Genomic DNA, 13,261 nt, shown 5'->3' with positions numbered 1-13,261 from the left:
GCTGGCTCGTACCTCATTTGTCACAAAATGCTGGATAATACTAAGATATTCGGTCCAAATCGGTGTTTCCTGAAACGGATCAGCGCCTGCCGCCGGCGATCGCCCGGGCGGCGGGATCGGCCCGAAGGCGCAGCATCGCCACGATCCCGAGGAACGGGCCGATGGCGAGCACCGCGAAGGCGTGGGTCCAGCCGACCGCGTCCACCACGAAGGGCAGCAGGTGGATGCTGGCGAGCGTCAGCAGGAAGCCGGCGCAGGTCTGGATCGTCAGCATGGTGCCGACCAGCGACCGGTCGCTCAGTTCGGCCACGGTCGCCGAGAATTGGCCGCTGTCGGCGATGATGCTGATGCCCCAGACGATGCCGACCGCGACGAGCAGGGCCGGCGGGCCGTCGAACAGCAGGCCGATGGTCAGCGCGCAGGTTCCGCTGACCGCCATGGAGACCGAGGTGACCAGGGTGCGGCCCCATCGATCGGCCAGCCAGCCGCCGGCCAGCGCTCCCGCCGCCCCAGCGCCGACGACGGCGAAGGTCGCCAGCTTGGCCTCGGTCGAGGAGTGTTCGCCCAGCGTCAGGGCGAAGCTGGCATGGACGAAGGCGCTGAACCAGGCCCACATGGCGTAAAGCTCCCACATGTGACCGAGATAGCCCAGGTTGGCCAGCCGCAGCGGCCGGTTTCGCCACGCCTCCAGCGCGTTGCCGAGGCGCAGCGGCGGCGCCTTGGCGACGTTGGGCCCGACCTGGACGAAAGTGATCAGCACCCCCGCCAGCACGGCCGCCGCCGAGGCGGCGACGTAGGGCACCCGCCAGTCCACCCCGCCGAAGGCCGCGAGCAGATGGGGCGAGGCGGAGCCCAGGGTGAGCGCCGCGATCAGCAGGCCGATCAGCAGCCCCAGGTCCCGTTTCGCCCAGGTGGTGGCGAGCTTCATCCCGACGGGATAGACGCCCGCCATGCACATGCCGGTCACGAACCGCAGCACCGGCAGCAGGATGTCGGTCGGGTCGAGGGCAAGGATCGCGGCGTTGGCGACCGCGGCGACCAGCGCCGATGCGCGGAACAGATGCCGCAGGTCCATCCGATCGGGCAGGCTGAGCAGCGCGCTGAAGAGGGTTCCGGCGACGAACCCCGCCTGGACGCTGCTGGTCAGCAAGGCTTCCCGGAACGGTCCCAGGTCCCATTCCGCCTTGATGCCGGCGAGCGACGCCGTCGTGGCGAACCAGACCGACATGGCCGCCACCTCGGCGACCAGGAGCAGGGCGAGGGACAAGGTCCGTCCCGCTGGGCGGAGGGCGATCCGGTCGCCGGGATTGCTCATGCCGGTTCTGTCCGCTGCCGTTGGTCGCCATCAGGCTCGGTTGACACCCGAATATTTGTCAAACAAATAAGCGGGCGGCAGATAATCGGCCGGCTTTCGATCCCGCCCCGAATGCCTGCCATGAGCGTTGCGGCGAGGTGCCGGCTGAGACACCCGTCCCGATAACCAATCAAGGGGAGAATCCGCCCATGACCGAGAACGCTTCCCAAGCCTCCTTCAGGGCCCTCGTCGCCGACCAGGCCGACGGCAAGGTGCAGGTCGGCCTGAAGCGCTGGACGGACGCCGAGCTGCCGGAGGCCGACGTCACCGTCGCCGTCGCCTGGTCCAGCTTCAACTACAAGGACGGGCTGGCGCTGACCGGCCGGGGGCGCATCCTGCGCAAGTTCCCCATGGTGCCCGGCATCGATTTCGCCGGCACGGTGATCCGGTCCGACTCGCCCGACTACAAGCCGGGCGACGCGGTGGTCCTGACCGGCTGGGGAGTCGGCGAGAGTTGGTCCGGAGGCTTCGCCGAGCGGGCGCGGGTCAAGTCGGAATGGCTGGTCCCCCTGCCGGAAGGCATGGCCGTCCGCCACGCCATGGCGGTCGGCACGGCGGGGTTCACCGCGATGCTGGCCGTGATGGCGCTGGAGCGGCACGGCCTGGACAAGAACCGCGAGATCCTGGTGACGGGGGCGGCTGGCGGCGTCGGCAGCGTCGCCGTCCGGCTGCTCGCCGGCCGCGGCTACAAGGTGGCGGCCTCGACCGGCCGGCCGGAGCAGGCCGATTACCTGAAGTCCCTCGGCGCATCGGTGATCGTCGACCGCAATGAGCTGGCGCAGCCGGCCAAGCCGCTGACCTCGGAACGCTGGGGCGGCGCGGTCGATACCGTCGGCGGCACAACGCTCGCCAGCGTGCTGGCGGGCGTCGCCTATGGCGGTGCCGTCGCCGCCTGCGGCCTTGCCGGGGGCGCCGACCTGCCGACCACCGTGATGCCCTTCATCCTGCGCGGCGTGGCATTGTTCGGCATCGATTCGGTCAACTGCCCGAAGCCCCGGCGCCAGGAGGCATGGACCCGCATCGCCCGCGAACTCCCGCCGGAGACGCTGGACGCGGTAACCACCGAAGTCGCGCTGGAAGACCTGCCCCGGCTGGCCGAGGATATCCTCAAGGGCCAGGTCCGCGGCCGCACCGTGGTGAAGGTCGGCGGCTGAGGGAGGACGGGGCATAGGGTCGCGGGCCGCGTCCCCTGCTTGCCGGCGGTTGCGTGAGCATGCAGAAGGGGGGAATTCGCCTCACCGGATACCCGCCCCGATGCCTGCTTCCGACAGCCTCTACCACCGCCTCTTTTCCCACCCGTCGATGGTCGAGCAGCTGATCCGCGGCTTCGTGCCGGAGGAGGTCGCCGCCGGGCTGGACTTCACCCGCATGGAGCGGGTCAACGCCAAGTTCCACGCCCGCGACGGCCGCCGGCGCGAGGGCGACCTGATCTGGCGCGTGCCGACCCTGTCGGGCGAGGTGGTCCACATCTACCTGATGCTGGAGTTCCAGTCGCGCACCGACTGGTGGATGGCGATCCGGGTCATGGTCTATGTCGGCCTGCTGTGGCAGCAGCTCATCCAGGAGCTGAAGCTGCCGGCCGGCCCGCCCCTGCCGCCGGTGCTGCCGGTGGTGCTCTACAACGGCGAGGCCCCGTGGAACGCGCCCCTGGACACCGCCGGCCTGATGGGCCTGGACCCCGACGCGGCGCTCTGGCCTTGGCAGCCGAGCATCCGCTATCATCTCATCGACGAGGGCAGGCTCGGCGCCGACGATCTCGCCCGAAGGGACGGCTTGGTGGCATTGCTCTTCCGGATCGAGACCTGCACCCGGCCCGCCGAGCTGCCCGGACTGGTCCGGGAGGTGATCGGCTGGTTCCAGGGGCATGCGGGCCACGACTCGCTGAAGCTGGCCTTCGGCGAGGTGGTGGCGCAGGCGGTGGCGGCGCTGGTCGGCGGAGACGGGCCGGTGACGGTCCCGTCGGGACTTTGGGAGGTTCAGGACATGCTGTCGGAGCGGATCAAGATCTGGGAGCGCGAACTTAAGGCCGAAGCTTTGGCCGAGGGCATGACCGCGGGCAGGGCGGAGATGCTGTCGCGACAGCTTCGGCGCCGGTTCGGCGACCTGCCGGCCGATGCGGACCGCCTGATCGCTTCGGCGACCATCGACCAGCTCGACACCTATATGGACCGCCTGATGGAAGCCCGGTCGGTCGCCGACGTCTTTCCCGACCTCCGTCCCGGCTGAGGCGCCGGCCGGGAACGGATCGGTTCAGCATGTCGGCAAACTGGCGGCCCATGGGTCCGGCGGACCTGCCCACGGTCGAGCGGATCGCCGGGATCGTCCACCCGGCATATCCGGAATCCCCGGAGGTGCCGGTCGAGCGCCTGGCGCTGTTCCCCGCCGGCTGCCTGATCGCGCAGGACGGGCACGGCAGCGTGCTCGGCTACGCCGTCAGCCATCCAGGCACGCTGGGCCGCCCGCCGGCTCTCGACAGCCTGCTCGGCGGGCTGCCGAGCGACGCCGACTGCCTCTACCTGCATGACGTGGCGCTGCTGCCCGGGGCGCGCGGGCTCGGACTGGGGGAGGCGCTGGTCGGCCTCCTCCGCGACCTCGCCGGGCGCCGGGGCCTGCCGGCGCTGGCCCTGACCGCCGTCAACCGGTCGGCGCCGTACTGGCGCCGGCGCGGCTTCGCGGATCATCCCGGCGACGCGGTGCTGGCCGCCAAGCTGGCGTCCTACGGCGACGACGCGGCCTATATGGTGATCAAGCTGGCATGGTGATTACACTGGACCGTCCTGTCCAATCTGCCTAGCCTTCCCGAACCGCACGGGAGGGTAGGGGACCAGGGATGACGACGAAGAAGACCGGCATGGCGCGCGGGCTGACCAGCTACGGGGACGCGGGTTTTTCCATGTTCCTGCGCAAGGCCTTCATCAAGGCCATGGGCTACTCCGACGACGCCCTGGAACGGCCGATCGTCGGAATCGTCAACACTTACAGCGGCTACAACGCCTGCCACCGCACGGTGCCCGACCTGATCGAGGCGGTGAAGCGCGGCGTGATGCTGGCGGGCGCCTTGCCGGTCGATTTCCCGACCGTGTCGCTCCATGAGTCCTTCGCCTATCCCACCAGCATGTTTCTCCGCAACCTGATGGCCATGGACACGGAGGAGATGATCCGGGCGCAGCCGATGGACGCCGTGGTGCTGATCGGCGGCTGCGACAAGACGGTCCCGGCCCAGTTGATGGCGGCGGCCAGCGCCGGCGTGCCCGCGATCCAGCTCGTCACCGGGCCGATGCTGACCGGGAGCCACCGGGGCGAGCGGGTCGGCGCCTGCACCGACTGCCGCCGCTTCTGGGCGCGGTACCGCGCGGACGAGATCGACGCCGCCGAGATCGCGGAGGTCAACGACCGGCTGGCGCCCAGCGCCGGCACCTGCTCGGTCATGGGCACGGCCAGCACCATGGCGCTCGCGGTCGAGGCGCTGGGCATGATGCTGCCCGGCGGGGCCGCGATCCCGGCGGTCCTGTCGGAACGGCTGCGCCATGCGGAGGCGACCGGCGCCGCCGCGGTGCGCCTCGCCCGGGACGGCGTCACGCCCGACCGGATCATGACGGAACGGGCGTTCGAGAACGCGCTCCGGGTGCTGCTGGCGACGGGAGGATCGACCAACGGGATCATCCACCTGACCGCCATGGCCGGCCGCCTGGGCATCCGCATCGACCTGGAGGGTTTCGACCGCATGGGCCGGGAGACGCCCGTCCTGGTCGATCTCAAGCCGTCCGGCCGCCACTACATGGAAGACCTGCACGATGCCGGCGGCCTCGCCGCGATCCTCCGCGAATTGCGGCCGCTGCTGCACCTGGACTGCCCGACGGTCGCCGGCACGACCCTGGGCGAGGCGATCGACGCGGCGCCCGGCCCGTGGCCGCAGGACGTCGTGCGCACCTTGGAAAACCCGATCCATCCCGAGGGCGGCATGGCCTTCCTGCGCGGCACGCTGGCGCCGGGGGGAGCCATCGTCAAGCAGTCGGCCGCGTCGCCCCGGCTGATGCGGCACACCGGACGCGCCGTCGTCTTCGCCGGGGCCGCCGACCTGGCCGCCCGGATCGACGATCCCGACCTGGACGTGACCGCCGACGACATCCTGGTTCTTCAGAACATCGGCCCGAAGGGCGCCCCCGGCATGCCGGAGGCGGGATACCTGCCGATCCCGCGCAAGCTGGCCCGCCAGGGCGTCACCGACATGGTGCGGATCTCCGACGGGCGTATGAGCGGCACCGCGTCGGGCACCATCGTCCTGCACGTGACGCCGGAATCCGCCTCCGGCGGCCCGCTGGCCCTGGTCCGCACCGGCGACCGCATCCGGCTGGACGTGCCGGCGCGCCGGATCGACCTGCTGGTGGACGAGGCCGAACTGGCCGCCCGCGCGCCCGTGCCGGTCCCCCATGCGCCGCCGGAGCGGGGCTACCGCAAGCTCTACCTGGACAGCGTGCTCCAGGCCGACGAGGGCTGCGACTTCGACTTCCTCCGGCCGGAAGCCGGCAGGACGATTCCCCCGCGTTCTTGACCGATGTCAATGCGGCGCTTCCGCTTTCCGCCGATGCTGGCGGAAAATAGCGGGAGGATGCCATGCCCGACGACGGGTCCGTAGCCATCGCACGCAGCTCCGGGGAGGACCGGACTCAGGCCGGCGAGATCATCGACGGCAACCAGGCCGCGGCCTCCGTCGCGTACCGGGCCAGCGAGGTCATCGCGATCTACCCCATAACTCCCGCCTCGCCCATGGGCGAGCTGGCCGACGAATGGGCGGCCAAGGGGCGGCCCAACCTGTGGGGGCAGGTCCCCCGGGTGGTCGAGATGCAGTCTGAGGGCGGGGCCGCCGGGGCGATCCACGGCGCGCTCCAGGCCGGCGCGCTGGCGACCAGCTTCACGGCGTCCCAGGGCCTGCTGCTGATGATTCCCAACCTCTACAAGATCGCGGGCGAGCTGACGCCGTTCGTGCTCCACGTGGCGGCGCGCACCCTGGCGACCCATGCCCTGTCGATCTTCGGCGACCATTCCGACGTGATGGCCTGCCGCCAGACCGGCTTCGCGATGCTCGCGTCTTCCACCGTGCAGGAGGCGCAGGACATGGCCCTGGTCGCCCATGCCGCGACCCTGGAGTCCCGCATCCCGTTCATCCATTTCTTCGACGGGTTCCGCACCTCCCACGAGCTGAACCGAGTGACCCCGCTGGACGACGAGCAGGTGGGGGCCATGCTGGACGGGGACGCGGTCGACGCCCTGCGCCGGCGGGCGCTGACCCCCGATCATCCCGTGATCCGCGGCACCGCGCAGAACGCCGACGTCTTCTTCCAAGCGCGCGAGGCCTGCAACCCTTATTACGAAGCCTGCCCCGGCATCGTCCGCGGCGTCCTGGACCGCTTCGCGGCGCTGACCGGCCGCCGCTACGCCCCGTTCGACTATGACGGCGCGCCGGACGCCGAGCGGGTGGTGGTCGCCATGGGATCGGGCGCCCGGACGGTGCGGGAAACCGCGCTCTGGCTGGCGGCGCGCGGCCACAAGGTCGGCGCGCTGACCGTGCGGCTCTACCGGCCTTTCGACACCGCCGGCTTCCTGGAGGCACTGCCGCCCTCGGTCCGTGCGGTCGCGGTGCTGGACCGGACCAAGGAGCCGGGATCGGTCGGCGAACCCCTGTTCCTCGACGTGGTCGCGGCGCTGGCCGACGCCCCCGCGGAGTTCCCGGCCCGTCCCGTGGTGATCGGCGGACGCTACGGGTTGTCGTCCAAGGAGTTCACGCCCGGCATGGCCGCGGCGGTGTTCGAGGAACTGACCAAGCCGCAGCCGAAGCGGCGCTTCACCCTCGGCATCACCGACGACGTGAGCCATTCCTCGCTGTCCTTCGACCCGGATTTCGACATCGAGCCGCCCGACACCATGCGGGCGGTGTTCTTCGGCCTGGGCTCGGACGGGACGGTCGGCGCCAACAAGAACTCGCTGAAGATCATCGCGGAGCATACGGGCGCCCATGCCCAGGGCTATTTCGTCTATGACAGCCGCAAGGCCGGCGCCACCACCGTCTCCCACCTGCGTTTCGGCCGGAACCCGGTCAACGCTCCCTGGCTGATCCGCAAGGCGGATTTCGTCGCCTGCCACCACGCCCCCCTGCTGGAGCGGGCCGACGTCCTGGAGCTGGCCGCTCCGGGCGCCCAGGTGCTGCTGAACCTTCCCGGCACCCCGGAGGAGGTCTGGGCCCGGCTGCCCCGCGAGGTCCAGGAACTGGCGATCGAGCGGGCCTTGCGGCTCCACGCGATCGACGCCAGCCGGGTCGCCCGGGAGGCGGGGCTGGGGCGCCGCATCAATACCATCATGCAGACCTGCTTCTTCGCCCTGTCCGAGGTGATGCCGCGCGACGAGGCGATCGCCGAGATCCGTGCCGCGATCGAGAAGACCTACGGCCGCCGCAGCGAGGAGATGGTCCGGCGCAACAATGCCGCCGTGGACGAGGCGCTGGCCCATCTGGTGCCGGTCCCGGTTCCGGCCAGGGGGCCGTCCCGGCCCACCGGCCTTCCCCGGCCGCCGGCCGTTCCCGGAGACGCGCCGGATTTCGTCCAAAGGGTCACGGCGCTGATGCTCGCCGGGCACGGCGACCGGTTGCCGGTCAGCGCCTTCCCGGTGGACGGGACCTGGCCGCTGGGCACCACGCGCTACGAGAAGCGCATGATCGCGACCGAGATCCCGGTCTGGAACGCCGAGCTGTGCATCCAGTGCAACAAATGCGCGATGGTCTGCCCGCACGCCGCGATCCGGGTCAAGGCCGCCGCACCCGCCGACCTGGCGGACGCTCCCGAAGGATTCGTGACCCTCGACTACCGCGGCGACGAGTTCCAGGGGGCGAAGTACCTGCTCCAGGTGGCTCCCGACGACTGCACCGGCTGCACCCTGTGCGTCGAGGTCTGCCCGGCCAAGGACAAGGGCAATCCCCGCCGCAAGGCGCTGGAAATGCGGCCGGCCGAGGCGGTGCGCCCGGCGGCCCGGCCGCTCTGGGATTATTTCCGGCAGGTGCCGGAAGCCCCGCGCGAACTGGTGCCGCACAACGTCAAGCAGGTGCAGCTGTTCGAGCCGCTGTTCGAGTTCTCCGGCGCCTGCGCCGGCTGCGGCGAGACGCCCTACGTCAAGCTGCTGACCCAGCTGTTCGGCGACCGCGCCGTCATCGCCAACGCCACCGGCTGCTCGTCCATTTATGGCGGAAACCTGCCGACCACGCCCTATGCGACCAATGCCGACGGGCGGGGACCGGCCTGGGCCAACTCCCTGTTCGAGGACAATGCCGAGTTCGGCTTCGGCATCCGGGTCGGGATCGACCAGCTGGCCGACCAGGCCAGGAGCCTGCTGCGCGGGCTGGAGCATGAGCTTTCCGGTATTCCGGTGCAGGACCTGCTGGCGGAAGGACCCGCCGGGGAAGGCGCCCTCAAGGCCCGGCGGGAGGCCGTCCTGGAGCTGCGCCGGCATCTGGCCGGGATCGCCGGCCCCGCCGCCCGGCGGCTGGAGCTTCTGGCCGACTATCTCGCGCCCAAGTCCGTCTGGATCGTCGGCGGCGACGGCTGGGCCTACGACATCGGCTATGGCGGCCTGGACCACGTGCTGTCGTCCGACCGGGACGTGAACGTGCTGGTGCTGGACACGGAGGTCTACTCGAATACCGGCGGCCAGCAGTCGAAGGCGACGCCGCTCGGCGCGTCGGCCAAGTTCGCCATGGCCGGCCGGGCTGTCGGAAAGAAGGACCTGGGCATGCTGGCGATGGCCTACGGCCACGTCTATGTCGCCCATGTCGCGTTCGGCGCCAAAGACGCGCAGACGGTCAGGGCCTTCATGGAGGCCGAGTCCTATCCCGGCCCGTCCCTGATCATCGCCTACAGCCCCTGCGTCGCCCACGGCTACGACCTGTGCCACCAGCTCGACCAGCAGAAGCTGGCGGTCGAGAGCGGCCACTGGCCGCTGTTCCGCTACGATCCGCGCCGGCTCGCGGCGGGACAGCCGCCGCTTCAGCTGGACAGCGGTCCGCCCAAGGCGCGGCTTGCCGACTTCATGGCCAACGAAACCCGCTTCGGCGTCGTCCGGCGCGACGACCCCGAGCGGTTCCGGCGGCTGCTCAAGGCAGCGGAGACCGAGAACAGGCTGCGCCTGGACCTCTACCGCCACATGGCGGGCTTCGTCGAGCCCACGGCCGACTGACCACTCATCGAGCGGAGGGAAGCGATCATGGACCTGCGCACGCGCTATCTCGGTTTCGAGTTGCCCCATCCGATCATGCCGGGCGCGTCGCCCCTGGTCGACGACCTGGACATGGTGCGTCGGCTGGAGGATGCCGGGGCCTCCGCCATCGTCATGCATTCCCTGTTCGAGGAGCAGATCTCCGGCGAACAGCTGGCGGCCGTCCATGCCGCGGAGCGTCCGGCCGAGAGCTTCGCCGAGGCGCTCAGCTATCTGCCGCCGCTCGACGGCTTCGCGCTGGGACCCGAGGGCTACCTGGAGCAGATCCGCCGCATCAAGAACGCGGTCGGCGTGCCGGTGATCGCCTCGCTGAACGGCGTCAGCCGGTCGGGCTGGATCCGCTACGCCAAGCTGATGGAGGAGGCCGGCGCCGACGCGCTGGAACTGAACGTCTATGCCGTGGCCGCCAATCCCAACGAACCCGGACAGGTGGTCGAGGACCGGCTGGTCGGCGTCGCCGTCGCCGTCCGCCGCGCGGTCTCGATCCCGGTCGCGGTGAAGCTGTCGCCCTTCTTCTCCAGCGTCGCCGCGGTCGTCCGGCGGCTGGAGGATGTCGGGATCGACGGGGTGGTGCTGTTCAACCGCTTCTACCAGCCCGACATCGACATCGAGGCGCTGGAGGTGACGCCGCGGGTCCAGCTTTCGGACTCGTCGGAACTGCTGCTGCGCCTCCATTGGCTGGCGATCCTCTCGGGCCGGGTGCGGCCCGCGCTGGCGGCATCGGGCGGGGTCCATCGGGTGGAGGACGTGGTCAAGGCGGTGATGGCCGGAGCCCACGCGGTGCAGACCGTGTCGTCCCTGCTGCGCCACGGCCCGGAGCACCTGACCGTGCTGGTCGAGGGGCTTCGCCGCTGGATGGAGGAGCGCGACTACGCCTCCCTGGAGCAGATGCAGGGCAGCATGAACCTGCGGCGCTGCCCCGACCCGGCGGCCTTCGAGCGGGCGAACTACATGCGCGTGCTTCAGGGCTGGCGAGCCGAGGGGTAGTTGCCCCGCCCGAGCCGCAGGCGGGAGAGGCCCTGGCTTGGAGACCGGCATGGCGAGGGCGCCGTGACTGGCACGGCTGTCTCCTATGATCTTCGGATGAACAGGAACGTCATAGGCCCTTGCGCAAGGACTCGTCCGAGGAGCCGCTATCAAGAGTTGTATACAGCTCCATGATTGTTACCCCGTGGCAGCGATACGGTTTCAGCCCTTCCGTTTTCTGGATGACTCATCGCGAGTTGTAATAGGAAACGCATTAGGAAACGCACCTTTTCGCTTCCTGCAAGAAAACCCATGCAGAAAGACTGTGGAGCGAGACATCTGCGCTAAGTAAATACCCAACGACTACAAGTAATAATCCAAGTACTGACATAATACATAAGTCATAATATCCCGATATTAAGATCTTATTCATGTTTCCGCGCCAACATCATTAGGCGGCAGAAAGTCGCTTCAATCCAAAACGTGAGGCTCGGATGGCCAACTCAGTCAATACCAACATCGGGGCGATGGTTGCCCTGAAGAACCTGAACAGCGTCAGCGAATCCCTGTCGTCGACGCAGAAACGCATCAGCACCGGCCTGAACGTTGCCGACGCTTATGACGACGGCGCGTCCTACGCCGTCGCGGAAGGCATCCGCAGCGATGTCAAGGCGATCGGCGCGGTGAACGAGCGTCTCGCGGTCGGCAAGGGCATGATCGACGTCGCCGTCAAGGCCGGCGAAAACATCTCCAAGTCGCTCCAGGACGTCCGCGTCGTCCTCACCAAGCTGTCCGACGAAGCTCTGAACGCTACCGACCGTGCCAACTACAATGCACAGTATACGACCCTGAAGGAAGACATCGACAACTTCATCAAGGACGCGAAGTACAACGGTGTCAATCTGATCGACAGCACTACCGGCCAGAAGATCATCTCCAACGTCGATGGCGGCAACATCGAGGTGAAGGCGAAGGATCTCAAGACCGACGTGCTGGACAAGCTTACCGCTGTAACGGATGCCACCGGAGCCGCCGCCCTGATCGCGGACGGCGCCGGCGTCGACGAAGCCATGAAAGAGCTCGGCACGGGGATGAACCAGTTGGCTGCCGACAGCCGCCGGGTCACCAACCAGATCGGGTTCAACAACGCGATCGCCGACGCGACCAACACCGGCCTGGGCGCCATCGTCGACGCCGACCTCGCCAAGGAAAGTGCCCGCCTGCAGTCGCTGCAGGTCAAGCAGCAGCTTTCCAGCCAGGCGCTGTCGATCGCCAACCAGTCGCCGCAGTCGCTGCTGGGCCTGTTCCGTTAAGGTCGCCCCGCCCTTTCCGGGCTCCGGTCCGGAAAGGGCGGCTGCGACCTCCCGACGTTCTCGGCGCGCTTGGCGGTATTCCTTTCTCCCCACTCGAAACCATCACCGGAAGCGGTTCAGAACGGACGTGGCAATGAACACGAATCTCAAGGCCTACAAACAGGCGGCGATGATGAAGACAGATTATCGCTCGCAGGAGGCGAATCTTTTCAAGCGCGTGACTTTCGGCCTGATCGAGGGCAAGGCGAACCCGGATGGAATAGGGCTCGTAAGGGCAGCGTCGGACAACAGGCTGCTCTGGCAGACCGTCGTCAACCTGCTGCGGGACGATCAGAACCGCCTGCCGGCACCGCTGCGCGCCCAGATCATCTCCATCGGGCAGACCGTCATCCGCGAAATCGACGAGAACGCCACCGGCAAGCTGGACGTCGATTTCCTGATCGACATCAACACCCAGATGATCGAGGGGCTCGCAGCCCAGAGCGAGGCGCCGCCGATGGCAGCGGGACCTCAGAGCGAGCGCCGCGGCGCGTAAGGGGATCGTTCCACCTTCGGGAGCCGGACCATGTCCAACAGCATCGTCTTCTACAAAATGCCGGCCCTGGCGGCCTATCAGCTGGCCCTCAAGCAGAGCGACACGGCACTGGAGAAGATGGCTGCCAGGAAGGACGTCAAGGCGGAGGTGAACTATTTCCGCGACAAGATCCAGAGCGTCAAGTCGGTCGATGATCTGTTCAAGGACCGCCGCCTGACGCAGTTCGTCCTGAATGCGGTGGATCTCGGCAAGGAAACGGACAAGATGGGCCTGATCAGGAAGGCCCTGACCCAGAAGGCCGAGGATTCCGACGCCCTGATGAACAGGCTGACCGACAAGCGCTACAAGGCGGCCGCCAGCCTGCTCCAGTTCGGCGAGAAGGGGCTCGGGCAGATCCAGCGGGAAAGCACCAAGGACGACTTGGCCGAACTCTACGTCAAGAGCCGGTACAACGACGGACTGGCCACCCAGAATTCGGCTGTCCCCCTGGCCCTGTACCTGAAGGACAATGCCGCGAGCGTCAAGAACGCCTACGACATCCTGGGCGACCAGCGCCTGCGCCATGTCGTTACGACAGCGCTGGGCCTGCCCCTGGAAATCGCCAACCAGTCGGTCGAGGCGCAGGCCGCCGCGATCGAGAAACGCCTGAAGGTCTCCGACCTGGGCGATCCGAAATTCGTCGACAAGATGGCCAAGCGCTTCCTGATGCTTTCCGACGACACGTCCGTGTCGGCCGGTCCGGAGCAGTGGAAGCTGAATCTTTTCGCCTGAACGCCGCCTTGACCGCCGGACGGTTCGGTCGGGAGCTGGAGATAATCAATGCTTGCCGAGATA

The 13,261-nt window shown here is 68.5% G+C and carries 10 protein-coding genes; 9 read left to right on the top strand and 1 reads right to left on the bottom strand.

Annotated features, from left to right (window positions below):
• Window positions 1–79: 79 nt before the first annotated feature.
• Window positions 80–1,315 (bottom strand): MFS transporter, encoded by a 1,236-nt coding sequence (locus DPR14_RS25480; protein ID WP_158047647.1) that lies wholly within the window; start codon window positions 1,313–1,315, stop codon window positions 80–82.
• A gap of 188 nt (window positions 1,316–1,503) precedes the next feature.
• Here DPR14_RS25480 and acuI point away from each other — a divergent pair, with 188 nt between their 5' ends.
• From acuI to DPR14_RS25435, 9 genes are all read left to right on the top strand, one after another.
• On the top strand, window positions 1,504–2,508 hold the full coding sequence (gene acuI / locus DPR14_RS25475) for an acrylyl-CoA reductase (NADPH) (RefSeq protein ID WP_158047646.1): 1,005 nt from the start codon (window positions 1,504–1,506) through the stop codon (window positions 2,506–2,508).
• A gap of 100 nt (window positions 2,509–2,608) precedes the next feature.
• Window positions 2,609–3,580, top strand: a complete 972-nt coding sequence (locus DPR14_RS25470) for an Rpn family recombination-promoting nuclease/putative transposase (RefSeq protein ID WP_158047645.1) — start codon at window positions 2,609–2,611, stop codon at window positions 3,578–3,580.
• Window positions 3,581–3,609: 29 nt separating this feature from the next.
• Entirely contained in the window at window positions 3,610–4,116 is a 507-nt protein-coding gene (locus tag DPR14_RS25465; protein WP_158047644.1) for a GNAT family N-acetyltransferase, read from the top strand.
• Between the two features lie 68 nt (window positions 4,117–4,184).
• On the top strand, window positions 4,185–5,906 hold the full coding sequence (locus DPR14_RS25460) for an IlvD/Edd family dehydratase (protein ID WP_158047643.1): 1,722 nt from the start codon (window positions 4,185–4,187) through the stop codon (window positions 5,904–5,906).
• Window positions 5,907–5,968: 62 nt separating this feature from the next.
• Window positions 5,969–9,574 carry a pyruvate:ferredoxin (flavodoxin) oxidoreductase gene (nifJ, locus tag DPR14_RS25455; protein WP_158047642.1) on the top strand — a complete coding sequence of 1,202 codons (3,606 nt, stop codon included), beginning with the start codon at window positions 5,969–5,971 and terminating at the stop codon, window positions 9,572–9,574.
• 27 nt (window positions 9,575–9,601) lie between these two features.
• On the top strand, window positions 9,602–10,600 hold the full coding sequence (locus tag DPR14_RS25450) for a dihydroorotate dehydrogenase-like protein (RefSeq protein WP_158047641.1): 999 nt from the start codon (window positions 9,602–9,604) through the stop codon (window positions 10,598–10,600).
• A 473-nt stretch (window positions 10,601–11,073) separates the two neighbouring features.
• Window positions 11,074–11,892: a flagellin gene (locus DPR14_RS25445; RefSeq protein WP_158047640.1), complete on the top strand. Its 819-nt coding sequence runs from the start codon at window positions 11,074–11,076 to the stop codon at window positions 11,890–11,892.
• Window positions 11,893–12,025: 133 nt separating this feature from the next.
• Window positions 12,026–12,427 (top strand): flagellar biosynthesis regulator FlaF, encoded by a 402-nt coding sequence (locus tag DPR14_RS25440; RefSeq protein WP_158047639.1) that lies wholly within the window; start codon window positions 12,026–12,028, stop codon window positions 12,425–12,427.
• Window positions 12,428–12,457: 30 nt separating this feature from the next.
• Window positions 12,458–13,198, top strand: a complete 741-nt coding sequence (locus DPR14_RS25435; RefSeq protein WP_158047638.1) for a DUF1217 domain-containing protein — start codon at window positions 12,458–12,460, stop codon at window positions 13,196–13,198.
• Window positions 13,199–13,261 lie beyond the last annotated feature (63 nt).

It is taken from the genome of Skermanella pratensis (genome assembly GCF_008843145.1).
Taxonomy (GTDB): domain Bacteria; phylum Pseudomonadota; class Alphaproteobacteria; order Azospirillales; family Azospirillaceae; genus Skermanella; species Skermanella pratensis.
This window is presented reverse-complemented; position numbering and strand designations above follow the sequence as displayed.